Origin of the sequence: Parabacteroides chongii, assembly GCF_029581355.1 — a bacterium.
Classification (GTDB): Bacteria; Bacteroidota; Bacteroidia; order Bacteroidales; family Tannerellaceae; genus Parabacteroides; species Parabacteroides chongii.
Map to the genome: position 1 here is coordinate 4,719,064 of NZ_CP120849.1, position 26,005 is coordinate 4,745,068.

At 44.0% G+C, this 26,005-nt stretch carries 24 protein-coding genes; 9 read left to right on the forward strand and 15 right to left on the reverse strand.

Features of this window, described 5'->3' with window-relative positions:
* Positions 1-33 precede the first annotated feature (33 nt).
* Positions 34-612: an RNA polymerase sigma-70 factor gene (locus P3L47_RS17950; protein ID WP_122360110.1), complete on the reverse strand. Its 579-nt coding sequence runs from the start codon at positions 610-612 to the stop codon at positions 34-36.
* Between the two features lie 152 nt (positions 613-764).
* Between P3L47_RS17950 and P3L47_RS17955 the strand changes: the two genes are divergently transcribed.
* From P3L47_RS17955 to P3L47_RS17970, 4 genes are all read left to right on the forward strand, one after another.
* Complete coding sequence (locus P3L47_RS17955) at positions 765-1,787, forward strand: FecR domain-containing protein (RefSeq protein WP_122360111.1); 1,023 nt, start codon at positions 765-767, stop codon at positions 1,785-1,787.
* 192 nt (positions 1,788-1,979) lie between these two features.
* Positions 1,980-5,318 carry a SusC/RagA family TonB-linked outer membrane protein gene (locus P3L47_RS17960; protein WP_277781634.1) on the forward strand — a complete coding sequence of 1,113 codons (3,339 nt, stop codon included), beginning with the start codon at positions 1,980-1,982 and terminating at the stop codon, positions 5,316-5,318.
* Between the two features lie 13 nt (positions 5,319-5,331).
* A complete protein-coding gene (locus P3L47_RS17965; RefSeq protein ID WP_277781635.1) occupies positions 5,332-6,858 on the forward strand; it encodes a SusD/RagB family nutrient-binding outer membrane lipoprotein in 1,527 nt (508 codons plus the stop codon).
* A gap of 194 nt (positions 6,859-7,052) precedes the next feature.
* Positions 7,053-8,615: a TlpA family protein disulfide reductase gene (locus tag P3L47_RS17970; protein WP_277781636.1), complete on the forward strand. Its 1,563-nt coding sequence runs from the start codon at positions 7,053-7,055 to the stop codon at positions 8,613-8,615.
* A 116-nt stretch (positions 8,616-8,731) separates the two neighbouring features.
* Here the strand turns inward: P3L47_RS17970 and P3L47_RS17975 are convergent, their stop codons facing one another.
* From P3L47_RS17975 to rpmB, 14 genes are all read right to left on the reverse strand, one after another.
* Positions 8,732-9,112: a RidA family protein gene (locus tag P3L47_RS17975; protein WP_277781637.1), complete on the reverse strand. Its 381-nt coding sequence runs from the start codon at positions 9,110-9,112 to the stop codon at positions 8,732-8,734.
* Positions 9,113-9,124: 12 nt separating this feature from the next.
* A complete protein-coding gene (gene rlmB / locus P3L47_RS17980) occupies positions 9,125-9,877 on the reverse strand; it encodes a 23S rRNA (guanosine(2251)-2'-O)-methyltransferase RlmB (protein WP_122360116.1) in 753 nt (250 codons plus the stop codon).
* A gap of 55 nt (positions 9,878-9,932) precedes the next feature.
* On the reverse strand, positions 9,933-10,358 hold the full coding sequence (locus P3L47_RS17985) for a hypothetical protein (RefSeq protein WP_277781638.1): 426 nt from the start codon (positions 10,356-10,358) through the stop codon (positions 9,933-9,935).
* Positions 10,359-10,421: 63 nt separating this feature from the next.
* Positions 10,422-10,769: a DUF1622 domain-containing protein gene (locus P3L47_RS17990; RefSeq protein WP_122360118.1), complete on the reverse strand. Its 348-nt coding sequence runs from the start codon at positions 10,767-10,769 to the stop codon at positions 10,422-10,424.
* Between the two features lie 58 nt (positions 10,770-10,827).
* Positions 10,828-11,610 carry a hypothetical protein gene (locus P3L47_RS17995; protein WP_122360119.1) on the reverse strand — a complete coding sequence of 261 codons (783 nt, stop codon included), beginning with the start codon at positions 11,608-11,610 and terminating at the stop codon, positions 10,828-10,830.
* Between the two features lie 67 nt (positions 11,611-11,677).
* Positions 11,678-13,342, reverse strand: coding sequence for a DNA repair protein RecN (gene recN / locus P3L47_RS18000; protein ID WP_122360120.1), 1,665 nt, complete (start codon positions 13,340-13,342; stop codon positions 11,678-11,680).
* A 9-nt stretch (positions 13,343-13,351) separates the two neighbouring features.
* On the reverse strand, positions 13,352-14,269 hold the full coding sequence (gene porD, locus P3L47_RS18005; protein ID WP_122360121.1) for a type IX secretion system protein PorD: 918 nt from the start codon (positions 14,267-14,269) through the stop codon (positions 13,352-13,354).
* On the reverse strand, positions 14,266-15,468 hold the full coding sequence (gene coaBC / locus P3L47_RS18010) for a bifunctional phosphopantothenoylcysteine decarboxylase/phosphopantothenate--cysteine ligase CoaBC (RefSeq protein ID WP_277781639.1): 1,203 nt from the start codon (positions 15,466-15,468) through the stop codon (positions 14,266-14,268). The genes porD and coaBC overlap by 4 nt, the downstream gene beginning before the upstream one ends.
* A 111-nt stretch (positions 15,469-15,579) precedes the next feature.
* Positions 15,580-16,731, reverse strand: a complete 1,152-nt coding sequence (locus tag P3L47_RS18015; RefSeq protein ID WP_277781640.1) for an iron-containing alcohol dehydrogenase — start codon at positions 16,729-16,731, stop codon at positions 15,580-15,582.
* Positions 16,732-16,736: 5 nt separating this feature from the next.
* Positions 16,737-17,510 carry a 3'-5' exonuclease gene (locus tag P3L47_RS18020; protein WP_122360124.1) on the reverse strand — a complete coding sequence of 258 codons (774 nt, stop codon included), beginning with the start codon at positions 17,508-17,510 and terminating at the stop codon, positions 16,737-16,739.
* 10 nt (positions 17,511-17,520) lie between these two features.
* Positions 17,521-18,645: a DNA polymerase III subunit beta gene (gene dnaN, locus P3L47_RS18025; protein ID WP_122360125.1), complete on the reverse strand. Its 1,125-nt coding sequence runs from the start codon at positions 18,643-18,645 to the stop codon at positions 17,521-17,523.
* 222 nt (positions 18,646-18,867) lie between these two features.
* The gene (locus tag P3L47_RS18030; protein WP_005638125.1) at positions 18,868-19,020 is read right to left on the reverse strand and encodes a DUF4295 domain-containing protein; all 153 of its coding nucleotides are present in this window, start codon (positions 19,018-19,020) and stop codon (positions 18,868-18,870) included.
* 16 nt (positions 19,021-19,036) lie between these two features.
* A complete protein-coding gene (gene rpmG, locus P3L47_RS18035) occupies positions 19,037-19,225 on the reverse strand; it encodes a 50S ribosomal protein L33 (RefSeq protein ID WP_005642977.1) in 189 nt (62 codons plus the stop codon).
* A gap of 18 nt (positions 19,226-19,243) precedes the next feature.
* Positions 19,244-19,483 (reverse strand): 50S ribosomal protein L28, encoded by a 240-nt coding sequence (gene rpmB, locus P3L47_RS18040; protein WP_005638129.1) that lies wholly within the window; start codon positions 19,481-19,483, stop codon positions 19,244-19,246.
* Positions 19,484-19,744: 261 nt separating this feature from the next.
* Between rpmB and P3L47_RS18045 the strand changes: the two genes are divergently transcribed.
* The 5 genes from P3L47_RS18045 (at position 19,745) to P3L47_RS18065 (ending at position 25,994) form a co-directional block, all read left to right on the forward strand.
* The gene (locus tag P3L47_RS18045; protein ID WP_122360126.1) at positions 19,745-20,347 is read left to right on the forward strand and encodes a nitroreductase family protein; all 603 of its coding nucleotides are present in this window, start codon (positions 19,745-19,747) and stop codon (positions 20,345-20,347) included.
* A gap of 15 nt (positions 20,348-20,362) precedes the next feature.
* Complete coding sequence (gene lpdA, locus P3L47_RS18050; protein WP_277781641.1) at positions 20,363-21,712, forward strand: dihydrolipoyl dehydrogenase; 1,350 nt, start codon at positions 20,363-20,365, stop codon at positions 21,710-21,712.
* A complete protein-coding gene (locus tag P3L47_RS18055; protein ID WP_122360128.1) occupies positions 21,712-22,455 on the forward strand; it encodes a lipoate--protein ligase family protein in 744 nt (247 codons plus the stop codon). Before lpdA ends, P3L47_RS18055 begins: the two co-directional genes overlap by 1 nt.
* Before the next feature lie 113 nt (positions 22,456-22,568).
* Positions 22,569-23,945 carry a dihydrolipoamide acetyltransferase family protein gene (locus P3L47_RS18060; protein ID WP_277781642.1) on the forward strand — a complete coding sequence of 459 codons (1,377 nt, stop codon included), beginning with the start codon at positions 22,569-22,571 and terminating at the stop codon, positions 23,943-23,945.
* A gap of 18 nt (positions 23,946-23,963) precedes the next feature.
* Positions 23,964-25,994, forward strand: a complete 2,031-nt coding sequence (locus tag P3L47_RS18065) for an alpha-ketoacid dehydrogenase subunit alpha/beta (protein ID WP_277781643.1) — start codon at positions 23,964-23,966, stop codon at positions 25,992-25,994.
* The last annotated feature ends 11 nt before the right edge of the window (positions 25,995-26,005 follow it).

Sequence of the window (26,005 nt, forward strand, 5' to 3'; positions counted from 1 at the left end):
ATGGGAAGTAACTGTCGAGCAGTACTTCACTTTTTATATTTTTGAATCGATGGCCATCAGGATCGGTAATAACAATGGAAGATAATCTTTCAAATGTACCCGGAGATTTTTTAATGCCTGCTGAATCCGGTAATCGACAGTCTTGGAAGATATATTCAACAAGGCAGCTATTTCATTATACGTTTTACCTTCAATACGGTTCAGGATGAAAGCCTCCCGATACGTTTCCGGAAGACGTGCCAACGCTTCGTCTATTTTTTGAGTGAGTTCTTCTACAATATAAAAATCAGGATCTTCAAACTGCGACTGTATGTTATTCTGTAAACACTCATGAACCTGTTCATGCAAACGAGTCTTGGATATATGATTGATACATTTATTTTTGACAGCCCTGAACATATAATTAGGCAGCGAAGTACCCACAATTATATTTTCCCGGCTTTCCCACAACCAGACCATAAGATCCTGAATGATCTCTTCTGCATCATCAGCTCCGACAAACGGAGTGGCATAAGCACACAATATAGGATAATACTTCAAGAAAAAAGTATCAAACGCTTTTTTATCGCCTGCCCGGATAGGCTCAAACAAGCTATCACATATTACCGTCAACTTCTATTTCCCTCCTTTTTTATAAAAAGATTAACACTAAAAATCAACCACATTTATCATTCAACTATGCAAATTTAAAAAAAAATATATTTTTTATCCAATTTGTTTAGGAACTTTCATTTTTGAACTGCCTTAATATAAACAAAGATATAATGAACCATAATAACGATATAAACGAAATTGACCTGCTTCAATACGTAAAAAACGAATTGACGGAAGAAAGACGCCTTGAAGTGGAAGAATGGATGAACAGTTCGGAAGAGAACAAAAAAATGGCCGAAGACTTTTACTACCTGTCTTTTGCAATCACCTCCTTTGAATCCATAAAACGCTCCGCTCCGCAAAAAGCACTCGAAAAAGTGAATAAGCGGATAGACCGGAAAACAAACCGGCACAACCTGCTTATCCGCCTTCAGAAGGTGGCAGCTATTTTAACATTGCCTTTACTGATCCTTTCCAGTTACCTGTTGTTTGAACAGAAAGAAAAACAGGATCTGTTTTACCTGGAAGCACGGATGACACCCGGTATGGTAGGTTCTACCGTGTTGCCGGACGGCACTAAAGTCTGGCTTAACTCTTCCTCCTATCTGAGATATCCGAGTGTTTTCACAGAAAACTCCCGTGATGTCGAACTGGACGGCGAAGCCTATTTCAAAGTTACGAAAGATAAAAACAAGCCTTTTATCGTACATACCCAAAATTCATCAGTGAAGGTCCTGGGTACGGAATTCAATATAGATGCATACAGCTATAACGATTTCGTAGCCACTACACTTGTCGAAGGTTCTGTCGAATTCAGCTACAACAACAAATTCGAACAGGCCCAGACGATGCTCCTGAAGCCGAATGAACAAGCATTGTATGATAAAAAGACGTATCAGGCAGCTAAAAAAGAAACGTATGTTCCCAAGGATATCGCCTGGAGAAACGGACAGATCGTTTTAAAGGAAACTCCGTTGTCCGATATTTTATGGACATTGAGCAAACGCTTCAATGTCGAATTCGTGATAAAAGATCCGGCACTCTACAAACAATCTTACACCGGTATCTTCACCAATCAGCAGCTCGAACGTGTACTGGAACATTTTAAACGGGCATCCGGCATCCGATACAAGATCGATCATCAACTTGATAAAGACGGAGAAATCATAAAAAGCCGTGTTGAACTATTCTAAAGTCTAACAATTATTAAACGAACTATTATGAATGCAAGAGATCCATGAAAAAAAACACGAATAAATATTGGGGTATTTATTCGTGTGAAAAACAAGCACTTGTTTGGGGACAAGTAAAATTAGTTTTTACCATTAAATCATTACAAATGTATGCGAAAAAGAAGTAATATCAAAACGAAAACACTTTTACGTATGAAAATAACTGCATTATTGCTAATAGCCTCTTTTACAATAGTAAGTGCGAGCAATACGTATAGTCAGACAACGGCTCTTTCCATAGAAGCAAGGAGCCAGACCATGCAAACGGTACTTGAGCAGATAGAGTCTCAGTCGGAGTTTCAATTCTTCTATAACACGAAGCAGATCAATACAAAGAAGCTGGTATCTATCAAGGCTGCCGGTAAAAATGTTTTCTCTGTGCTGGATGAATTATTCAAAGATACGAATATCAAATATGAAGTACTGGACAAGAATATCATCCTGACTACCCGTAAAGGTGAAGTAGCTTCAGCTAGTAACGTTGCCAACGCGGCACAACAGTCCGGAAAGAATATTACCGGAGTGGTACTAGATCAGAACGGAGATCCGATCATCGGTGCCAACGTGATTGAAAAAGGTACGACAAACGGTGTGGTGACCAGTATCGATGGAGATTTCACATTGAATGTACCTAATAACAACGCAGTCATCCAGGTTTCCTTTATCGGATATGACACACAGGAACTGCAGGTCGGCAACACGACTAATTTCACCATCCGACTGAAAGAATCTTCCGAAATGATCTCTGAAGTCGTTGTTACCGCATTGGGTATCAAACGTTCGGAAAAAGCATTGGGTTATTCGGTCCAGAAAGTCGGAGGCGATGAATTTACGACTGTAAAAGGAGCCAATATTGCCACTTCCCTTTCCGGTAAGATCGCCGGTGTATCCGTGATCAACACGAATGCGTTTAATGAAGACCCGACAATCCTTTTACGTGGTGAAAAACCGCTTATCGTTATCGACGGTGTCCCGTTTGAGAACACGGCTTTAGGTGATGTAGCTGCAGATGATATCGAATCGATGAGTGTACTGAAAGGTGCTACCGCGTCCGCACTGTACGGAGAAAAAGGTGCATCGGGTGCCATCATGATCACAACCAAGCGCGGAACCAAAGAAGGATTGGCTGTCAGTGTGAACAGCAACACAATGTTCAACGCCGGTTATCTGGTATTGCCGGAGGTTCAATCCTCTTACAGTAGCGGTTCAGGGGGTAAATACCTGCAGGAACTGAGCGAATATGTCTGGGGTGACAAACTGGATATCGGAAGAACTTCCGTACAATATGATCCCAATACATATGAATGGAGAGAAATGCCTTTGGTATCAAAAGGGAAAAACAACTTCAATAACTTGCTGGAAACGTCTTTCGTTACCAACAACAACGTGAACGTAACCTATAAAGGTAAGAACGGCAGCTTCAGAACTTCATTGACACATGTCTACAATAAAGGACAGTTCCCCGGAAACAAGCTGAACAACTTTACCTACACCGTTGCCGGTGACATGAAGTTCGGCAAATTTTCACTGGATGCATCCATCACCTATAACGGCAGCTACAGCCCGCAGTTCAGAGGTGAAGGGTATGCCTGGGACGGATACCTTTATAATATGATCGTATGGACCGGTACGGAATTTGACATTCGCGAATTCAAGAATTACTGGAAAGAAGGAAAAGAAGATATCGAACAGAACTGGTTGTATAAATATGACTATAACAACCCTTACTTCCTGGCTAACGAAGCGACGAAATCAAAATTGCAGAACCGCGCAAATGCACAGGTTACTCTCAACTACGAAATTACAGACTGGTTGAAAGCAACCGCACGTGTCGGCTCGGATACTTACTCGAAGAAATATGAATACAAAATACCTCTCAGCGCCCGTAACAGCCAGACTGGTAAGTTTGAAAAATACGAACGCAGAGGATACGGTATCATCGGCGATGTATTGTTGATTGCAGACAAGAAACTGGGCGACTTCAATGTCGGCGGTATGTTGGGTATGGGGTTGAACTATTTCCAAAAGGATGAGTTCGATGCAAATACGAACGGCGGACTGACAGTTCCCGGCTTCTATTCACTAAAGGCTTCGAAAGACCTACCTTCCGTGTCTACTACAGTAAAAACCAAACAGACCAACAGTGTCTATGGTAAAGTAGACCTTTCCTGGAAAAATGCGATCTTCATTGAAGCCACAGGCCGTAACGACTGGGTTTCCACACTGGCAAAATCCGAACAATCTTATTTCTACCCATCTGTATCCGGTAGTGTGATCCTGTCGGAACTGATCGATATGTCCGACTATCTGAGCTTCCTGAAATTAAGAAGTTCATGGACAGTAACTAAAACAGCCGCCGATATATATGACATCAACAAGGTGTACACAATCAAACAGAATGTATGGGACAGTAAATCCACTGCAGCCTATCCGACAATGATCCGCGATGCTACGTTAGTTCCTCAAAAGGCCAGCTCTTTTGAAGTAGGCGCTGCCGTTCATTTCCTGAATAACCGCCTGCGTTTTGACGTGGCTTACTATACGAAGCTGATGACAGATATCCAGCATGAATCTCCGTTAAGTTATACGTCCGGTTTCGAAAAGACGTTGAACAACTATGACGAAGAACGTATGAAAAAAGGATGGGAAATTACTATCTCCGGTGATGTCCTCAAAACAAAAGACTGGAGCTGGACCTCTTCTTTCAACTGGGGACGCGACCGTTACTACTACCACAAGATCGACGAAACCTATTCAACAGACAGACCTTGGGTTAAACCGGGCGAACGTTGGGACTGGTTCGAAGTATATGATTGGGAAAGAGATCCGAACGGAAACATCGTACACAGCGGTGGTCTGCCGGTACTGAGCGATTATCCGACAAAAGCCGGATTCGAACGTCCTAACTGGGTATGGGGTTTCAACAACCATTTAAGCTATAAGAACTTTACGCTCGATGTTTCTTTCGACGGACGTGTCGGCGGTAAAGCATATAACCGTTTGGAACAAGCGATGTGGAACTCAGGAACACATATCGACAGCGACAATAAATGGCGTTACGACGAAGTGGTGAATGGTCTGACCAATTATGTCGGACAGGGTGTCAAAGTGGTTTCCGGTTCCGTGAAATACGATTCTTACGGAAATATCCTGGAAGATACACGTGTATTCGCACCGAACGACGTGGCGGTTTCTTACGAAGCATACACCAAAAACTATCAGCCGTGGAACGGTAGTAAAAGAAGCCAAAACATACATGACCTGACTTTCCTGAAGCTGCGTGAATTATCTATCGGATACAAACTGCCGATGGAGGCTGCACAAAAGATCGGATTTGACAATATCCATGTTTCCCTGGTCGGACAAAACCTGTTTATCTGGAGTAAGGACTTCAAATATTCCGACCCGGATGCCATCACAGAAGATCATGCCGAGTTACTGAATGCTCCTTCCATGCGTTATGTTGGTTTGAATCTTAAACTTGATTTCTAAAAACTGAGTTATTATGAAACATATAAATAAATTTCTGTTACTATTCATTTCACTATCTATATTTACAGGTTGTGATAATTTTGAAAAGCTGAATACGGACCCGGATACGGCAACGACTGTCCCATCTTCGATGTTGGCTACCAAAGTGATCTATGAGGTAGTCCGGAAAGACCGTACCGTAAAAGAATATGTAAATGATGGCGTATTAGCCAAACAAATCGTATGGAACGAAGGCGTTTCAGACCTGCAGTATAATAATATCGGACGCGGCGATTTCGATGGTTTCCTACAGGTAACCAATTGCAGCGATATGGTAGCCAAGTCGCCCGGACAAAAGGGTTACGAAGGTCTGGCTCTTTTCTCCAAAGCGTACCTGCTCTATTATATCACCTTGAATATAGGAGATATACCTTATAGCAATGCCGGCGAGGGAGAAGATGGAAATACACGTCCTCCATACGAACCTCAGAAAGATGTAATGCTGAATATTCTCAGCGACCTGGACAAGGCTTACCAGGCATTCTCCGAAGCCGATGACGTAGCATTCGAAGGAGATATCATCTTCGGCGGAAATAAGGAGAACTGGAAGAAGACCGTTACAGCATTCCAGTTGAAAGTCCTGATCAATCTGTCTAAAAAAGAAAGTGATTCTGATATGAACATCAAATCACGTTTTGCCGATATCGTCCAGAACGGTTCTTTAATGACATCCAATACGGATAACTTCCAGCTGGTTTACAGAGATCAGCAAGGGATGAAATATCCTTTCAACGATTTGACATCAAACCAGACTAAATATGCAATGATGTCTTCCGTACTGGTCGACCAAATGAAAGAATATGAAGATTACCGTTTATTCTATTACGGTGAACCGTCTATCGCTAAAACAAACGAGGGCAAAGCGGAAAGTGATTTCGACGCTTATGTAGGAGTTGACCCGTCCCTTCCGTACGGAGAAGTATCGAAAGCGCATGGTGCCAATTTGTTCTGCCGTCCAAATCTCCGTTACATCTCTGAAGCTCATGTAGAAGGTGAACCGCTGATACGCCTGGGATACAGTGAACAGCAATTCATCCTGGCAGAAGCTTGCCTGCGCGGCTGGATCAGTGGAAATGCCGGTGATTACTATAAAAAAGCGATCAAGGCGCATATGGAATTTGTCAGAGACTGCACACCGGAAGAATATGCTCACGGACGTGTAATGACAGACGAGTATATCAATTCCTATCTGGCTAATGCTAAAATCCAGCTGACCGGCTCCTTTGAAAAAGATCTGAAAAAACTCATTACGCAGAAATATATTTCTTATTATCTGCAGCACACGTATGAGGCTTATTATGATTACAGAAGAACCGGCTACCCTGTATTGCCGATCAATCCGGAATCAAGTAAGAATGTAACTGCTCCGGACCGTATACCTGTTCGCTACATGTATCCGGAACGTGAATACAATTACAACCGCACGAATCTGGAAGAAGCGTTAAGCCGTCAGTTCGGTGGAAGCGACAACATCAATGATGTCATGTGGATATTGAAATAAAACCGAACAGACTAAAGTCTGTCAGGAAACAAAGAAAGGGAGTGCCAGTGATCGGTTACTCCCTTTTTCGTATATATCATTAAAAAAAGACCTGTCCCATAATTTTATTGTAAAGTTAAGCAATAATATTCCGGTCATCCCGCTTGTTTATTACGAATAATTCGTAATATTGCATTTACTTAATTCATACAAATATGGTAAAAGCACTTTTTGCAGGCATATCGCTCATTCTGGCGGTATCTGCACAGGCACAAAACGAGTTTACAATAAAAGGAACAGTAACCGGATTAAAAGACAGTACCGTGATAATGCTCTACCGAAGTGACGGACGGGTCATGAGTTCGATCGCCCAGGATACAGTCTTTAATGAATCTTTCTGCTTTAAGGAGAAAACTGCGGAAGACAAGCCGGAAGCATTAATGATCATGGCGAGGGATAAAGATTTCCCCAGTACCTGGCTGGATGTATGGGTAGCTCCGAACACAGTCAGTACCGTCAGAGGCAATAATAAGTTGCTACGTACCTGGGATGTATCCAGTACTATCAAGGAACAGCAAATATTGAACCGATACAGGCGAGCTACAATCGACGAAACTAATCAGGATCAGGAATTATCCATCGAAAGGATGAAGAAAATGCCTCTTCTGCGATCCGGAAATCTTTCTACAGAGGAGAGTGAAAAGCTGAAAAGAGAAATGACCGAACTCGAAAAGAAACAAGATTCAGTAAGACACATCATCTCCAAAAAAGAGATTGAAATCATGCAGCAAACACCTGTAGAAACTATTTGGATGGACAAATTACGGGGATTAAGTATGGAGATGAAATACATGAAAGATTTTCCGTATAAAAAAGAAGTCTTTGCCCTGTATGAAAAACTATCGGATGACGAGAAACAATCAGCAATAGGTAAAGAAATTTCCGTCTATTTATATCCTCCCGTTACAGTCAAAGAAGGCGATGAAATGGCGGATGCCGACTTGTACGACCTGGCAGGGAACATTCATCATCTGGCTGATTACAAAGGGAAATATCTCCTGATTGATTTCTGGAGCCGTGGTTGTGGTCCTTGTATGATGGCTTTACCGGAAATGAAAGAGATATTCGAAACCCAAAAGGACAAAGTTACTGTTATCAGTCTGAGTACGGACACAGAAAAAGGCTGGAAAGAAGTCTCCAAGACAAAAGATATGCCGTGGGTAAACCTGAATGACTTTGGAGGAATGAGCGGACTGGCTGCAAAATATAACGTGAGAGGAATACCTCATTATGTCATTATCTCCCCCGAAGGAATCATCCTGCATTCCTGGAGCGGATACGGCAAAGGATTACTCAAACGCAAGCTCAACAAATGGATAAACAAGGCAAACCGTGTCATGACTGTAAAAAAGGAAGGGAACACGACGATCGTCGAGTCTCCGATAGAGAAATCCAGCAATACGGAAACGATAGAGATCAACCGAATAGAACTGACCGATACGGAAACAGTCTTTCACATGAAGGCATTCAATGCTCCGGGATATTGGGTAAGCATCAGCAAGGATACGTATCTGAAAACCGAAGACGGCACGCATTTTCCTTTGAAATCAGCAGACGGCATTACACCTGAAGAACGCTTCACCATGCCCGAATCGGGAGAATATTCTTTTAAACTGCATTTTCCTCCCCTGCCCGCTGACACAAAAACAGTCGATTTCATCGAAAGTGACTGCGATTCCTGCTTCAAAGTTTTAGGCTTGCCGCTGACGAAAGAATAGGATAACAGATGCCCGTATAAAAAGTAAGGGACTTTTGAAATGTTAAGACAGGACTTTTAAAAACGAACGTCCTGACTTTTAACTTCAAAAGTCCCTTATTTTTTCAGCAGTGATTATCAAGCCTTTACAGCGATCACTTCGATCTCTACCAAACCATTCTTCGGTAAAGTCTTTACAGCGACAGCGGAACGGGCAGGGAAAACGCCTTCGAATTGCGAAGCATATACTTCATTCATCGCTGCGAAATCACCCATATCAGCCAGAAATACAGTGGTCTTTACGACATCGCTGATTTCGTATCCGGCTTCCGTCAGGATAGCTTTTACATTCTTGAAAGCCTGAGCAGTTTGTTCCTTAACCGCTCCTTCCACGATATTACCGGTAGCGGGATCGATACCAAGTTGTCCGGAAGCGAACAGCATATTTCCGACTTGTACAGCCTGGCTGTAAGGACCTATTGCGGCAGGCGCATTTGTTGTTGCAATAACTTTTTTCATTGTGTTTATCTTTTAGTTGTTTTGTTCATCGTTCATACGTTGGCGGACTACTTCATAGATCAGGATAGAGCTGGCTACCGATACGTTCAGCGAACCGATCGTTCCGAACTGCGGTATTTTCACCATACTGTCGCAGATACGCAGGTTATCCATCGACACGCCTTTGTCCTCTGCTCCCATTACGATAGCGACCGGACCGTCATATTTAATAGATGTATAGTTTTCGTATGCTTTCTCGCTGGCAGCATAGACCTTCACGCCGCTTGCCTGAAGGAAACGGATGGATTCTTCAATGCTTTTCTCTTTGCAGACGGGCAGCACATGCAACGCTCCGGCTGAAGTTTTGATCGCATCCGCATTGACCGTAACGCTTCCTTTTGCCGGAATGACAATGGCATCCACACCGGCACATTCGCAGGTACGGGCTATCGCGCCGAAGTTACGGACATCCGTGATACCGTCCAGCAAGACGATAAAAGGACTCTTGCCCTGTTCGTAAACGAATGGTATAATATCTTCCAGACGCTGATAAGTGACAGCCGGAATAAAAGCGATCACGCCTTGATGATTCTTTCGCGTCAGGCGGTCCAGACGTTCTGCCGGTACACGCTGTACAGGAATCTCACGCCCTTTCAGCACTTCAAACAGTTCGCGGGAAAGTTCTCCCTGCAACTCGCGCTTTATAAGAATTTTATCTATTTCCTTATCGGCCTGAATAGCCTCGATCACGGCACGTATGCCGAATACCATTTCGTTTTCTTTCATCAAATATATATTAACTGTATGTTGTCAATTGAATGCGAATGCAAATATACAAACATTATTTTCTGTTTCGACGTTCCTTCACCCCTTGAATAAGAAATAATATTCCGGTAATGATAAGAGCAGAAGAGAGACCGGTATAAAAAACAGAAATAAAGGAGTCCGGTAATAAGCGGGTATGGCGGATTCCCATCCCTAAAATAATCATAAAGAACATCACAACCCAACCTTTGGTATCAAAGAAAGAGAAAGGGTTATTCTTTTCGCCTTTTTGGGCGATGCGCCGACTATGTTTCCGGAATAAACGCAAAAATACAAAATTCAGGAATAACAGAAATACAATCACTGCCTCTCCCACTTTCAGTACTGAGTAATGTGCTTCGTGCATCCACGTAAGAATCCCGATCCGGAGAATATTAACTCCGGCTATGATCCATACGCAACCTGCTATAAATAATAATATCTGCTTATTGACTCTGAACATCCATTTACTTTTACTGCAATGCAAAAGTACGATTTTTAACGATATATCCTAATTACTACAAGGCTATGAAGCATTCTTTTCACTTTCCAATTCCTTAATTTCCTTATTCAAGAAAACAGAAAGGATAGTCCTTAAAACAACAATACCGCCAAGGATTGCCAGTTCGTCCAAACTGGGTTCCAGGACGGTTTTAAGAATATCGGAAGCGATCAGCAACTCCAATCCCAATAACAAATAAGTACCTAACTCAGCCCGCAAACGGCGGATATTGACAGTTGAATATTGTCCGGTGAATCGTTTGAGCTCATTCCCGAGAAAAGTGATAAAAGCAACCAGCGCCCCGTAAGTAACGATCAGTAAACTTACCACACTGATAGCCGTAGCCAGGATATTTAGAAAATGTGTGAACATGAGTTTATTCTTTATAATAGGAACAAACTCATGTTCAGGAAAGTTCAATCAGCAATTATCAGCTTCTGCGATACACTTCAGAACGTTTACTTTGCTGCCGTTTATTGTCGTTTTCTTTTTTATCCTTCTCTTTTTTGTCTTTATCGCGCTTATCATTGCGTTTATCATTGTTACGATAACTGTCGCTCCGCTTGTCGGATCTTTTATCTCTGTCATACCGGTCATTATTTCCCGGTTTCGAAGGTTTATTGAAATGCTGGTTATGATTTGGATTGGGGCGGTTATGATTGTCCGGACGCCACTGTCCGTTATCATGATGACCCGGGCGGTCATATTTACCCCGATACCATTTACCGTCATCAAAACGTCCATTCCATCGTCCGTTTGAATATTCCCATTGATTATGCCAGTAATGGTCTTCATAACGCCAGCAGACATCTGACGGGCGATAGTTCGGATAATGAGGATTGTTATACCAACCCTGATAATCATGGATACGCTGCGGACGTTCGCGGACAAAGCGAACATACAGACGGAACTGCGAAGGAGAAAGTACGCGTTGCAACCTGCGGTCGCGCTCCATACGCAGATTAAAGATCTTCTTTGCCGACTGGTCCCAGTAACGATAATGCTTACGGGCTTCCTTCTCTATCTTCTGACCGTATTTATGTACGATATTATGGTAATCGGCTGCCTGCCTCCCATTCAACCGCATGGCCTGTTCCATCCAGAGACAACTCTGACAATGGGGTTCATTCCAACCAAAACTGATCCAAAACTGAGCTTGTCCCGGCAAACTGCACAACAAAATCAACACACATATAAAGCTAATCCGTTTCATGACTTTTCGTTTTTAGTTAGTAATTACTACTATGACCAATTAAAGAAAGAATGGTTTAACGGTCCGATCAACGTTTGACCTTCAACAACTCTTTTGCGTTGGCTATAGATGCTCCCGTCAACGATGCGCCACTCAACATGCGCGCCACTTCCTTGATCCGTTCTTCTTTGTTGAGTTTCTTGATCCGGGTTATCGTACGTTCGGATGTATCTTCTTTATAAACAAAGAAATGATCTTTACCTTTGGCTGCAATCTGGGGTAAATGAGTAATCGTGATCACCTGCATCTTTGAACCCAGATCCTGCATAATATCCCCCATTTTATCGGCAATATCACCGGAAACACCCGTATCCACTTCATCGAAAATAATAGCAGGAAGAGCCGTGAATCCCGCAATCATTGCTTTTATACATAACATAAGGCGGGAGATTTCACCACCGGATGCTGTCTGGGCGACAGGTTGCAGTTCGCCGCTCTTATTGGCGGAGAAAAGAAATCGGATATCGTCCATTCCATCGCTTTCCGGTTCCTGCCGGGAAACAAAATCCACGGCAAAACGGACATTCGGCATTCCCAGCGGAAGAACCATTTCCACCAGCTGCCTGGCTATTGCATTGGATGCAATCTTACGCTGTTCGCTTAAAACAGCTGCTTGCTGGAGCAGTTCCTGATGAGAGATATCCAGTTGCCCTTTCAGAGCATCGATCTGCTCGTCGAATGAATCGATATCGTGCAATTGTTCGGTATACTTATCCTGTATGGCTATCAGCTCCTCCACGGTGGCAACCCGGTGCTTCTGCTCCAAAGTATACAGCGTGTTCAGGCGTTCGTTCACCCATTCCAGGCGTTCCGGATTAAATTCAATGTCTTCTTTCAGGACATCCGTCTCCGAAGCCAGGTCGTTCAGGTCGATATAAGCAGAGCGCAGACGTTCGGCTATTTCTTTGGCTTTCGGATAATACCGCTCCAACGAATCGACGGTGGAAAGGGCTTCTTTGATAAGCCGGACGCTCCCCTGTTCTTCGCCATTCAGCAATTCAGTGATTTTATATAAAGAACTCTTGATATCTTCGGCATGGGACAAGGTTTCCAACTCCTGCTCCAATTCTTCCTGCTCGCCTGCTACCAAACGGGCCTCTGCCAGTTGCTCCAGTTGGAAACGGATATAATCCTCTTCCTGCCGGTTCTGACCAGCCTTTTCTTCCAGCTCTTTCAACTCCCGCTTCAGGGATTGATAACGCCGGTATTCCTTGCGGTACAGGATCAGAAGTATTTCGTTTTCAGCCATTACATCGATCACTTTCAGCTGGAAACGGTTATCTCCCAGCAGCAGATTCTGATGTTGCGAATGGATATCGATCAGACGGCTTCCAAGCTCCTTCATTACGGTAAGAGGAACCGGTGAGTCGTTGACAAAAGCACGCGACTTACCGGAAGCGAACAATTCCCGGCGAAGGATACAAATATCCGGATCATACTCCAGGTCGTTCACATGGAAAAACTCTTCCAGCTGATATTTGGAGACATCGAAAGTAGCTTCCATCACGCATTTATCCGAGCCGTTCTTAATGCTCTTCCCGTCTGCCCGTTGCCCGAGCACCAACGAGAGGGCCCCTAAAATAATAGACTTCCCGGCTCCCGTTTCACCGGTGATGACCGAAAAGCCGTTATCGAACTGAATATCCAGGCTGTCGATTAAGACAAAATTCTGTATAAATAAAGATTTCAGCATAATACTTTTTTACTTTTTGAGCGGCTCCAGACGCGTAGTCATTGCCGGATACAGATTGGACAGCATTTTATATCCTTCCTGCTTTTCAGTCGTGGTCGCCTTGGAATAAATGGCAACGACTTCGTCCAGTTTGGAATCGGCAAACATCTGTAACAAGACAGAGTTGGGCCGTGTTTTCTTCAATTCTTCCAGGGCAGGCAATAAAGAAAGGATCGTAGTACGCCCGCGATCGACATTTGCAGCCATTTCATCGAGTCCTTTCCGGTGATAATTATACCACATGTCACGATAACCCTCTGAGGAATTTTCGGTCAGTGCGGTTGCTATTGCATGGCGGTTACGATCGCTGTCGAAGGCTTTCCACCCGTTCCATGACATTTGTGCCTGCGCCAGTGTAACGACCTGTTGTGCCTGTTGGAAGAAAGCACTTCCACCTTTCGGGGAAAAGCTGTCGAAATCAAGTCCCAGGATGGTGTACAAATAAAATATGATCGTAGCCGTAAGATTATTATTCAAAGAATTTTCCGTATATTCCAACGGCTCGAACTCCGTATAATCGAAATCGAGCTGTGTGTCGCGGAAGTTCAACAAAGTAGTTATATAACTCGAATTATAGACCGGGCGACTGGCCTGTACCTGTAATTCCGCCTTGAAACTATTATCGGAAGGCATCTCATTGATAATGATATTAAAAGTACAGTCAATCCGTTCGTTGATACCAAAGGTCGCATCCGTCCATTTCCGGTTATTGATAAACTCGATCAAAGCGTTCTGCAGCGTAGTAAACACCTGCTTGTTAGTTCCCTGGATCTTATCACTATTGATCTTCACCTGGGCGTTAAACTCATTTGCCCGATCTTGCGCCTTACCGATAAAAGGAATTGTTCCCAACAGGAACAGGAATAACAGTCTTTTAATCATTTTCATTTCAATAATGTTGCCAACTTGTTTACGATATCAGCAGCTACCCCTTGTTTTGACTTCAACGGATAACTGACCGATTCTCCCTGACGGTCGATGATGGATATTTTATTGGTATCGCAACGGAAACCGGCACCTGCATCACGAAGCGAATTCAACACGATGAAATCGAGGTTTTTCCGCTTCAACTTGCTTTCGGCATTCGTCGCTTCATTGTTCGTTTCCAATGCAAAGCCGACCAATACCTGCCCTTCCCGCTTGATAGCTCCTAAAGAAGCAGCGATATCCTTATTCGGAACCAGGTGCAGCGTCATCTCGCCCTTGCTTTCGCGTTTGATCTTTTCATCCGCTTGCGTCTCCGGACGGTAATCGGCTACTGCCGCACATAAAATACCGGCATCCGCATCCGGAAAGGCTGCCATAGCCGCCTCGTACATCTCTTCGGCGGACTCCACATCCACCCGATGTATATTCGGATGCACGGTTGTCAGCGATACCGGACCGGCAATCAATGTGACCTCCGCCCCTTGCTGTGCACAAGCCTCCGCCAGTGCAAATCCCATCTTCCCGGAAGAATAGTTACCTATAAAACGTACGGGATCAATCTTTTCGTGCGTCGGACCGGCTGTTATTACAATCTTTTTTTTTTCAAGAACGGTTCGGGAAGCAAAAAACTCTTCCAAAACGGCAATGATCTTGTCCGGTTCTTCCATTCTGCCCTTGCCTACGAGATGACTTGCCAACTCGCCTTCGGCAGGTTCGATAATATGGTTTCCGAAAGAACGGAGACGTTCCAGATTCTGTTGTGTAGAAGGATGGGCAAACATATCCAGGTCCATTGCCGGAGCCACAAACACCGGAGCTTTACATGACAGATAAGTCGTAATCAGCATATTATCTGCGATACCGTTCGCCATCTTACCGATTGTCGAAGCTGTTGCCGGAGCAACCAGCATGGCATCCGCCCATAATCCAAGATCGACATGACTGTTCCAAGAACCGTCACGGTTAGAGAAGAACTCGCTGATAACCGGCTTACTACTTAAAGCAGAAAGCGTTATCGGTGTAATGAACTCTTTTCCTGCCGGAGTGATCACAACTTGCACTTCAGCTCCTTTTTTTACCAATGCACGGATGATGTAAGCCGCCTTATAAGCCGCTATACTTCCTGTAATTCCCAGTATGATATGTTTACCTTTCAGCATCATTGTTGTTATTCAAATAAACACTCATCCGAAAGGGATTTTAATTTCATTCGGATGAAATCCGATTTTCTTCCGAATGAAATTTATTTTCCTTCCGGATGTATCTTTTTCTTATAAGCGCAACATCAGGATGTCACGTGTTACCTTACTGTCAATATTATGATGTTCACCCAAATGCCAGCCCTGCTTGTCTACCGGAGCTGCAAGTGCATCCAAATCGCTTTCTTTGATGCCGCATTCGCTTAAACGGGTTTTCAGTCCCATACGACGGAAAAAGTCTTCGCAGGCCGTAATCGTTTTACGGGCACGTTCTTCTTCCGTTCCTTCAGTGATACCGAAGACAACTTCACCCATACGGGCTAGTTTGGCTTGCTTTTCCTTGAACATATAGGTCATTACACCCGGCAAAAGGATAGCCAGCGTCTGTGCATGATCCAAACCGAACTGGGCTGTCAACGCATATCCCATACGGTGAGACGACCAATCCTGCGGAACGCCTTGTCCGATCCATACATTCAGCGCATTGGTGGCTGCCCACATCAGGTTGGCACGAATATCATAATCCTGCGGATGATCCAAAACCTTGATACCCTCGTCATAGATCACTTTCATCAGACCTTCGGAAAAGGCATCCTGCACTTTGGCATTCACCGGATAGGTAAGATATTGTTCTACAACATGGATAAAGGAATCGACAACGCCGTTGGCGACTTGTCTTGCCGGTAATGAATAAGTCACTTCCGGATCGAGTACGGCAAACTGCGGGAATACCAGCGGACTTGCGAAATTCAGTTTCTCACGGGTTTCCGCACGCGAAATGACAGAACGTTCATTCATTTCGGAACCGGTTGCCGACAACGTCAATACAACGCCCAGGGGCAATGCTTTTTTGATAACGCCCCCTTTGGAAAGAATATCCCAGGGTTCGCCTTCGTAATAATAGGCTGCTGCAATAAATTTAGTAGCGTCGATAACGGAGCCACCTCCTACTGCCAGCAGGAAATCAATTTTCTTTTCTTTTACAATCTCTACCGCTTTCATGCAGGTTTCATAATGCGGATTGGCTTCGATACCCGGAAATTCGGTTACTTCAAAACCTTCCAACGCATTTGTTACCTGGTCGTAGATACCGTTTTTCTTAATACTTCCGCCTCCATAAACCATCAGTACCTTGCTTCCGGCAGGAATCAGCGCGGATAAACGTGCAATCGTACCTTTCCCGAATACTACTTTTACAGGATTGGCAAACTCAAAGTTGTTCATTGCTGTTATTTCGAATTAAAACCTCTCAATTTGATTTCGGTAAGCACTTTCTTCGTATTCAACGGGAAATCGCCATTCATGATCCAAGAATAATAACCCGGGTCGTTCTTCAGCACCTCTTCCACCAGCTTGCCTTTGTATTTACCGAAATTGATGACTTCTTTACCATCTTCATTGTAAACCATACGGCCTGCAAAATCCACATTATTGGTGAAGCTGGAATATTTGGAAAGAAATTCCATATCGTTCTGCAAATCATCCGGATAACGGTCGAGCTGTGCTTTCAAAATCTCATAAGTCGCCATTGTATCGGCTTCTGCAGTATGAGCATTTTCCAGGCTCTTATCGCAATAAAACTTATAAGCGGCAGAAAGCGTACGTTGTTCCATCTTATGGAAAATAGTCTGCACATCGATAAACTTACGCTTGTTCAGGTCGATATCCACTCCCGCACGAAGAAATTCTTCAGCCAGCAAAGGTATATCGAAGCGGTTGGAATTATATCCTGCCAAATCACAGCCTTCAATCTGCGCAGCCAGTGATTTTGCTATTTCTTTAAAGGTTGGGCAATCTTTTACGTCTTCATCCGTAATGCCGTGGATCGCTGTCGATTCCGGTGGAATGGGCATTTCCGGGTTGATACGTCTCGTTTTACACTCTTCTTTGCCGTTAGGGTGAACCTTCACAAAAGAGATTTCAACGATACGGTCTTTGACGATATTTATACCCGTAGTCTCCAGGTCAAAGAAGACTAACGGGTTTCTCAGGTTTAATTGCATTTTTTATTTATTAGTCATTCAACATCATTGGCATAAGCAGCATCAGCTGGTCTTCGTTCTCTTCATTTTCAGCAGGAACGATCAGGCCGGCACGTGAGGGATCTGCCAATTCAAGAATTACTTCTTCCGAATTGATGTTACTTAATATTTCAATCAGATAGGTTGCCTTGAAACCGATATTCAGTTCAGTTCCGTCAAACTGGCAAACGATCTTTTCTTCAGCGGAAGTAGAAAAATCGATATCCTGTGCGGAAACAACCATTTCGCTTTCCTTCAACTGCAGCTTAACCAGGCTGCTTGCCGGATTAGAGAACACGGATACACGCTTCAAGGCGTTCAAGAAAGATACACGGTCGATTGTTACCTTGAACGGATTGTCCTGCGGAATCACACTGTTGTAATTCGGATAACGGCCTTCTATCAGGCGGCAAACCATTTCGAAGTTTACACAGCTTACATAAGCATTGTTATCATCGAATTTGATATTCACCATCTCTGTTTCTTTACCCAACAGATTCTTCAATAAGTTAGCCGGCTTTTTCGGCAAAATAAAAGAAGCTCTTTCGGGTGATTTCACTGACAGATTACGCAAGCGAACCAGTTTGTGTCCGTCTGATGCGACAAAAGTCAGATCATCGGTATGGATATCGAAATAGACTCCGTTCATCACCGGGCGAAGCTCATCGTCGGCTGTAGCAAAAAGCGAGCGACTGATGCCGTTCAATAACATCTGTGAATTGACGATGATAGCGATAGCATTATCATTCAACGGCTTTTGTTGCGGGTAAGTATCTCCTTTCTGGCCGATGAAATTGTATTTACCGTTCTGGAAATGGATAAAGATCTCCAGGTTCTCGTCGTTAATATCAAAAGTAAGCGGTTGTTCAGGCAGCTCCTTCAAAGGATCGAGCAGAATCTTGGCAGAAACGGCGAAAAGTCCGGTTCCTTTTGCATTCATCACCTCAACAGAAGTAACCAGACGTGTTTCAGCATCCGAAGCTGTTATAGTCAGTTTATTACCATCAAGGTCGAACAGGAAGCTGTCGAGGATCGGTAAAGAATTCTTAGACGCAATAACTTTGCTGATAGACTGCAAACGTGATAACAGCGCAGTGCTGGATACATCAAATCTCATGGTTCTTAATTGTTTATATTATTAATTTTATTATTGTACATTATTTAGTGACGCGTCGTCAACGCCCATACAAAAGTAAAAAAATATTTGATTCTATCCATTATAATCTCCGTTACTTTTCTCTTGATAGAAAAGTAACCAAAAGTAACATACCAAATATGAAAACAAAAAGAGGTCCTCCATGACGAAGGACCTCTTTTCTATATATCTTATTACGAAAGATTATTTCGCAAAATAATCTTTTACTGCTTCGTTAGGAATCATTTCTTCCTGGAAGATGTAAGCACCAGTTTTCGGAGACTTAACCATTTTAATTACTTTTGAATAAGTACGGCCGTCACCTTTCTTAAATGTTGCAACTGCTTTTTTTGCCATCGTTTAAAATCTCCTATTACTTAATTTCTTTGTGTAAAGTCATCTTCTTCAGAATCGGATTGTACTTCATCAGTTCCAATCTCTGAGTTGTATTTTTTCTATTCTTTGTAGTGATGTATCTGGATGTACCCGGCATACCACTTTCTTTGTGTTCAGTACATTCAAGAATAACCTGAACTCTGTTACCTTTTGCTTTCTTTGCCATTTCTTCTTTTCCTCCAAATTAAGCGTTTAAATAACCTTTTTCAGCTGCTTTTTTAATTGCTGCATCTAAGCCCAGCTTATTGATAGTACGCAAGCCTGCGGCTGAAATATTCAGGCTAACCCAACAATCCTGTTCTACCCAGTAGAACTTCTTAGTAAACAGGTTAACATCAAACTTACGTTTCGTTCTTCTCTTAGAGTGAGAAACGTTGTTGCCAACCATTGCTTTCTTTCCGGTAATTTGACAAATTTTAGACATTGCTATCTTCTTTTTTTATTAACGCAATAAATTAATTACAACTCCTGCTATCTGTCTTCCCTTCCGAACTAGCATCATGATCAGAACGAAGATTCTAATAGAGTTTCTCTCTTTACAGGGCGCAAAGGTAAAAATTATTTTTGATTCTACCATACAAATCTCCGATAAATTTTACCTATACTTACATATGTATTCCTGTGCAACAAAAATACAACTTTATTGGTTTTACTAATAATAATAAACATAAATACTTACGTAAAAATGGCTAGAAATTTTAAAGAAGCAGTAGAACACAGGAGAACATACTATCACATCACTAACAGCTCTCCTATTTCAGACAATGAGATTAAAGAGATCATCGCATTTGCAGTGAAAAACGTACCTTCCGCTTTCAACTCGCAATCGTCACGGGTAGTTCTTCTTTTAGGAAAGAACCATAAGAAGTTTTGGGATATCACAAAAGAAGCATTAAAAGCGATTGTTCCGGCAGAAGCATTTGAAAAAACGCTTGCAAAGATCAATACCAGCTTCGACTGCGGGTATGGAACTATTTTATACTTTGAAGATATGGCAGTTGTAGAAAACTTACAGAAAGCTTTTCCGAGTTACAAAGATAATTTCCCTATCTGGTCACAACAAACTTCCGCCATGCATCAGTTCGCTATTTGGACGATGTTGGAAGATGCCGGCCTGGGTGCTTCCCTGCAACATTACAATCCGTTAATCGATGAAATGGTGCAAAATGAATGGAAACTCGACCCGAACTGGAAGCTGATCGCACAAATGCCGTTCGGTACACCGACCGAAGGACCGGGAGGAAAAGAATTCGACCCGATGGGAGAACGTTTCCTTACTTTTGAATAATTAAAACGAAAGGTTATGAAATATGACATAGCCATTATCGGAGGAGGACCCGCCGGCTATACAGCCGGTGAACGGGCCGCCGAGAATGGATTAAAAACAATACTCTTTGAAAAGAATGCCATTGGCGGAGTCTGCCTGAACGAAGGTTGTATTCCTACCAAGACATTATTATATTCAGCAAAAATACTGGATAGCATAAAGAGTGCCTCCAAATATGGAATACAGGCAGATGATAATCCGGGGTTCGACCTCGGCAAGATCATCGCACGAAAAAATAAGACCGTAAAGAAACTGACACTGGGCGTGAAAGCCAAATTGAACGGGAACGGTGTAACAATCGTGCAGGGTGAAGCCTTGATCCGCGGAGAAGAAGAGGGATACATCCTGATCCAATGCGGTGAAGAAGTATTTGCGGTAAAAAACATTCTGCTCTGTACCGGTTCGGAAACCGTCATTCCACCGATAAAAGGACTGTCGGATATTGCCTACTGGACATCGAGAGAAGCTCTGGACATAAAAGAACTACCCCGTTCGGTCGCCATTATCGGCGGCGGAGTGATCGGCATGGAATTCGCATCCTTTTTTCACAGCATGGGTGTAAAAGTGAAAGTCATTGAGATGATGCCCGAAATACTCGGTGCGATGGATAAGGAAATATCCGCCATGCTCCGGGCAGAATACACTAAAAAAGGTGTTGTGTTCTTTCTTGAAACCAAGGTTATTGAAGTCACTTCCGACAGCGTGATCGTTGAAAAAGACGGAAAGACGGAAACGATCGAAGCAGATAAAATACTGGTCAGTGTCGGACGAAAAGCCAATACAGCGAATCTGGGTCTTGAAACCATCGGCATCGAACTCTTGCGGAACGACGTAAAAGTAAATGAATACATGCAAACCTCCCACCCCAATGTCTATGCCTGCGGAGACGTCACCGGTTTCTCCATGCTGGCCCATACAGCATACAGGGAAGCGGAAGTTGCTATCAATCATTTGCTGGGACATGACGACCAGATGAGTTATAATGCGATTCCGGCTGTCGTTTACACCAATCCGGAAGTCGCCAGTGTCGGGAAAACGGAGGAAGAGTTGCTGGCTGCCGGCAATATATATAATGTAGTAAAGATACCGATGACCTATTCCGGCCGTTTTATGGCAGAGAACGAAGGAATCACCGGCTTATGCAAACTGATCACCGATACGGACGACCGTATCATCGGTTGCCAACTGCTGGGAAACCCGGCTTCCGAAATCATTATTACAGCCGGTATCGCTATCGAAAACGGTTTCACGACGGAAGAGTTCAAAAAGAATATCTTTCCCCATCCGACAGTCGGGGAAGTCATTCACGAAAGTTTATATATGTAATGCTCTGCATTCATAACTCTCATACAGACGCCTGGTTCAATCTGGCAGCAGAAGAGTATCTTCTGAAGAATTTCTCTGAAGACATTTTCATGTTATGGCAGAATGAACCGGCCGTCGTTATCGGTAAATATCAAAATATATGGGCGGAAGCAGATCTTGAATATGCCGGACAAAAGCAAATCAAACTGGCGCGCCGTTACTCCGGCGGAGGTGCCGTATATCACGACATGGGCAATCTGAACCTTTCTTTTATCGAAAACAGCAGTCAGATCCGCCCGACCGGATTTACCAACAGCATCATAGATTTCCTGGAGACTTACGGTTTGCATGCCTGCTCCGACGAAAGACAGGGCTTGACTATCGACGGTCTGAAAGTATCCGGTAGCGCACAAGCCATCCATAAACGGAGGATGCTGCACCATGCCACTCTTTTGTTTTCCACCGATCTAGAAACGCTCGAACATGTGCTTCACCCATCGACAGAATATACCACCGGACATGATACGGCAGCCCGTCCCTATTTCGTTCCGTCGGTAAAAAGTCCGGTGACCAATCTGTGCGGCAAACTGCCTGTCCCCATCACCATCGACAAATTCAAGCAGTCTTTGCTGACTTATTTCTCTGCGCGCAGCACAACCTTCCGACTATACGAATTCACGGACCAGGACCTGGAGGAGATTCGGTTGTTAAGGAATAAAAAATATGCTGACGAAAACTGGATATTCAATACTTACGCCCTGTAATATAGAACTTTCCATATCTCTTCCTTGTTCCATTATAACAATAGAACAGACCGAAATATTCACGGTCGATTTATTTATCCGGCGATAACAAAAAGAAATAAATTAATTATACTATGGCTACATTCGAAATAAAAATGCCCAAACTGGGCGAAAGTATTACAGAAGGAACCATTATTTCCTGGTCTGTAAAAACAGGTGATCTCATCAAAGAAGACGATGTACTTTTCGAAGTAAGTACGGCAAAGGTCAGTGCGGAAATACCTTCCCCCGTTGCCGGAAAAGTACTTGAAATATTATTCCAGGAAGGTGATACGGTTGCAGTAGGTACAACAGTCGCAGTAATCCTGCTGGAAGGTTCGGAAGAAGAGGATGCACCCGATCACAAAGCTTCAGAACAAAAAGTTGAAAAAGGAACGACAGCCGCTGCTCCTGCCGGGAATAGCAACACGATATCTTCAGGACCGGTACCTAAAGCGCAGGCTGCCAAAGAAGACGGGAGATGGTATTCGCCTGTCGTACTCCAAATGGCCCGCGAAGCCAATCTGTCGCAAGAGGAACTGGATCAGATTCCCGGAACAGGTTACATGGGACGTTTGAGCAAAAAAGATATGAAAGATTACCTCTCCGGAAAGAAAAATACCGCTTCGGGAACGCAAGCGCAGCAGCCCTCACAGGCAGTACCAGCCAGCAAACCGGAACCTGCTCCACAAAGCAAAGCAGCTTCTGCAACTCCGGTTACTTCTGCCCCATCCGCTCCGGCTTCTGCTCCGTCAATACCCATATCGGCAAACGGCGAGGACAAAATAGTCGAGATGGATCGTGTCGGCCGGATCATTGCTGATCATATGGTCATGTCGAAGAACGTCTCACCTCATGTCACAACGGTTGTGGAAGTAGATGTAACCAAACTGGTTCAATGGCGCTCCCGCACAAAAGATGCATTCCGGAAACGCGAAGGCATCAGTCTGACCTATATGCCGGCCATCACGGAAGCGACAGCTAAAGCTCTAGCCGAATTTCCGCAGGTTAACGCCTCTGTCAACGGCTATCAGATCATTCTGAAAAAGCATATCAATGTAGGAATAGCAGTTTCACTGGATGACGGCAACCTGATTGTCCCGGTCGTACGTGATGCCGACAAGCTGAATCTGAACGGCCTTGCCGTTGCCATCGATTCTCTGGCCAATAAAGCACGTGCCAATAAACTTGCGCCGGATGATATACAAGGAGGAACTTTCACGATCACTAACTTCGGTACATTCAAGAACCTGTTTGCCACTCCGATCATCAATCAACCGCAGGTAGCCATCCTGGGTGTCGGTTATATAGAAAAGAAACCGGCTGTCATTAAAACACCTGAAGGCGATACGATCGGAATACGCCATAAGATGTATCTGTCCCTGTCATACGACCATCGTCTTATCAACGGTGCTTTGGGCGGTGCTTTCCTGCGCTACATTGCCGATTATCTGGAAAACTGGAATCTTTAATAATTAAATTACTCAAACATGAAAAAGTACGATATAAAGACTACGGATAAAGAAACCCTGAAAAAGTGGTTCTATCTGATGACACTTGGCCGGGCTCTCGACGAAAAGGCCCCTGCCTACCTGCTACAATCGTTAGGTTGGTCATATCATGCTCCATACGCCGGACATGACGGGATTCAACTTGCGATCGGGCAGGTTTTCAAAAAGGGAGAAGATTTCCTGTTCCCCTATTACCGGGACATGCTCACGGTATTATCGGCCGGAATGACTCCTGAAGAAATTATACTGAACGGCATCTCTAAGGCGACCGACCTGACTGGTGCCGGACGGCATATGTCGAACCACTTCGCCAAAACGGAGTGGAACATAGAAAATATCTCTTCCGCAACAGGTACACACGACCTGCATGCGGCTGGTGTCGGACGTGCGATGGTTTATTACAAACACAAAGGAGTTGCTATCACTTCCCACGGTGAATCCGCCACTTCCGAAGGTTTCGTGTATGAAGCGATAAACGGTGCCAGCACGGAACGCCTGCCGGTTATCTTTGTTATTCAGGACAACGGGTACGGCATTTCTGTTCCGAAGGAGGATCAGACAGCTAACCGAAAGGTGGCCGATAACTTCTCCGGTTTCAAAAACCTGAAGATTATCCATTGTAACGGTAAGGACGTATTCGACTCCATGAATGCCATGACGGAAGCAAAAGAATATGCCCTGAACCGTACACCGGTAATCGTACAGGCAAACTGTGTCCGTATCGGTTCCCATTCCAATTCGGATAAACATACTTTATACCGCGACGAAAACGAGCTGAACTATGTAAAGGCAGCCGACCCTTTGTACAAATTCCGCCGTATGCTTCTCCGTTACAAACGATTTACGGAAGAAGAACTGAAGGAGATAGAAGACAAAGCAAAGAAAGACCTGAGCGCAGCCAACCGGAAAGCATTGGCCGCACCCGATCCGGATCCTGCCACTGTCACTGACTTTGTTTTGCCCGAGCCTTATATCCCTACCAAATATACGGACGGCATACACGATGAAAACGGAGAAAAAGAAACATTGGTCACCGCCATCAACAAAACACTGAAAGTAGAATTCCGTCACAACCCGGACACGTTTATCTGGGGACAGGATATTGCCAACAAAGAGAAAGGCGGCGTTTTCAATATTTCAAAAGGAATGCAGCAAGAGTTCGGCGATGCCCGTGTCTTCAATGCCCCGATTGCCGAAGACTATATCGTCGGTACGGCTAATGGCATGTGCCGTTTCGATCCTAAAATCCATGTTGTAATAGAAGGGGCCGAATTTGCCGATTATTTCTGGCCCGCAGTAGAACAGTATGTGGAATGTACCCACGAATACTGGAGAAGTTACGGACGGTTCACTCCCAACATCACGCTTCGTTTGGCTTCCGGAGGTTATATCGGAGGAGGTTTATATCACTCCCAGACTATCGAAGGGGCGCTGACTACGTTGCCCGGTGCACGGATCGTCTACCCTTCTTTTGCCGATGATGCTGCCGGTTTACTCCGGACGAGCATGCGGTCGAAAGGCTTCACCCTGTTTCTCGAACCGAAAGCTTTATATAATGCAGTTGAAGCATCTGCCGTCGTTCCCGATGATTTTGAAGTCCCATTCGGCAAGGCACGCATCCGCCGGGCAGGCGACGATATGAGTATTATTACATATGGTAATACCACTCATCTCTGCCTGAATGTTGCCGAACGGTTACAGAAAGAGCATAACAGGAATGTCGAAGTGATCGATCTCCGTTCGCTTATTCCGTTGGATAAAGAGACTATTTTTGAATCTGTTAAAAAGACCAGTAAAGTACTGATCGTACATGAAGACAAAGTGTTCTCCGGTTTTGGAGCTGAAATTGCCAGTATGATCGGTGCCGAGTTGTTCCAATATCTGGATGCCCCGATACAGCGTGTCGGTTCGATCTTTACCCCCGTCGGATTCAATCCGATACTCGAGAAGGCTATCCTTCCCAATGAGGAGAAAATTTATAACGCTGCTAAAGAATTGTTGGATTATTAATAGAATGAAAT

What these genes read in the sequence shown, in the direction of transcription:
- P3L47_RS17955 (WP_122360111.1), top strand. Translation starts at nt 765, where the DNA reads ATGAACCATAATAACGATATAAACGAAATTGACCTGCTTCAATACGTA.
- P3L47_RS17960 (WP_277781634.1), top strand. Translation starts at nt 1,980, where the DNA reads ATGAAAATAACTGCATTATTGCTAATAGCCTCTTTTACAATAGTAAGT.
- P3L47_RS17965 (WP_277781635.1), top strand. Translation starts at nt 5,332, where the DNA reads ATGAAACATATAAATAAATTTCTGTTACTATTCATTTCACTATCTATA.
- P3L47_RS17970 (WP_277781636.1), top strand. Translation starts at nt 7,053, where the DNA reads ATGGTAAAAGCACTTTTTGCAGGCATATCGCTCATTCTGGCGGTATCT.
- P3L47_RS17975 (WP_277781637.1), bottom strand. Translation starts at nt 9,112, where the DNA reads ATGAAAAAAGTTATTGCAACAACAAATGCGCCTGCCGCAATAGGTCCT.
- rlmB (WP_122360116.1), bottom strand. Translation starts at nt 9,877, where the DNA reads ATGAAAGAAAACGAAATGGTATTCGGCATACGTGCCGTGATCGAGGCT.
- P3L47_RS17985 (WP_277781638.1), bottom strand. Translation starts at nt 10,358, where the DNA reads ATGTTCAGAGTCAATAAGCAGATATTATTATTTATAGCAGGTTGCGTA.
- P3L47_RS17990 (WP_122360118.1), bottom strand. Translation starts at nt 10,769, where the DNA reads ATGTTCACACATTTTCTAAATATCCTGGCTACGGCTATCAGTGTGGTA.
- P3L47_RS17995 (WP_122360119.1), bottom strand. Translation starts at nt 11,610, where the DNA reads ATGAAACGGATTAGCTTTATATGTGTGTTGATTTTGTTGTGCAGTTTG.
- recN (WP_122360120.1), bottom strand. Translation starts at nt 13,342, where the DNA reads ATGCTGAAATCTTTATTTATACAGAATTTTGTCTTAATCGACAGCCTG.
- porD (WP_122360121.1), bottom strand. Translation starts at nt 14,269, where the DNA reads ATGAAAATGATTAAAAGACTGTTATTCCTGTTCCTGTTGGGAACAATT.
- coaBC (WP_277781639.1), bottom strand. Translation starts at nt 15,468, where the DNA reads ATGCTGAAAGGTAAACATATCATACTGGGAATTACAGGAAGTATAGCG.
- P3L47_RS18015 (WP_277781640.1), bottom strand. Translation starts at nt 16,731, where the DNA reads ATGAACAACTTTGAGTTTGCCAATCCTGTAAAAGTAGTATTCGGGAAA.
- P3L47_RS18020 (WP_122360124.1), bottom strand. Translation starts at nt 17,510, where the DNA reads ATGCAATTAAACCTGAGAAACCCGTTAGTCTTCTTTGACCTGGAGACT.
- dnaN (WP_122360125.1), bottom strand. Translation starts at nt 18,645, where the DNA reads ATGAGATTTGATGTATCCAGCACTGCGCTGTTATCACGTTTGCAGTCT.
- P3L47_RS18030 (WP_005638125.1), bottom strand. Translation starts at nt 19,020, where the DNA reads ATGGCAAAAAAAGCAGTTGCAACATTTAAGAAAGGTGACGGCCGTACT.
- rpmG (WP_005642977.1), bottom strand. Translation starts at nt 19,225, where the DNA reads ATGGCAAAGAAAGCAAAAGGTAACAGAGTTCAGGTTATTCTTGAATGT.
- rpmB (WP_005638129.1), bottom strand. Translation starts at nt 19,483, where the DNA reads ATGTCTAAAATTTGTCAAATTACCGGAAAGAAAGCAATGGTTGGCAAC.
- P3L47_RS18045 (WP_122360126.1), top strand. Translation starts at nt 19,745, where the DNA reads ATGGCTAGAAATTTTAAAGAAGCAGTAGAACACAGGAGAACATACTAT.
- lpdA (WP_277781641.1), top strand. Translation starts at nt 20,363, where the DNA reads ATGAAATATGACATAGCCATTATCGGAGGAGGACCCGCCGGCTATACA.
- P3L47_RS18055 (WP_122360128.1), top strand. Translation starts at nt 21,712, where the DNA reads ATGCTCTGCATTCATAACTCTCATACAGACGCCTGGTTCAATCTGGCA.
- P3L47_RS18060 (WP_277781642.1), top strand. Translation starts at nt 22,569, where the DNA reads ATGGCTACATTCGAAATAAAAATGCCCAAACTGGGCGAAAGTATTACA.
- P3L47_RS18065 (WP_277781643.1), top strand. Translation starts at nt 23,964, where the DNA reads ATGAAAAAGTACGATATAAAGACTACGGATAAAGAAACCCTGAAAAAG.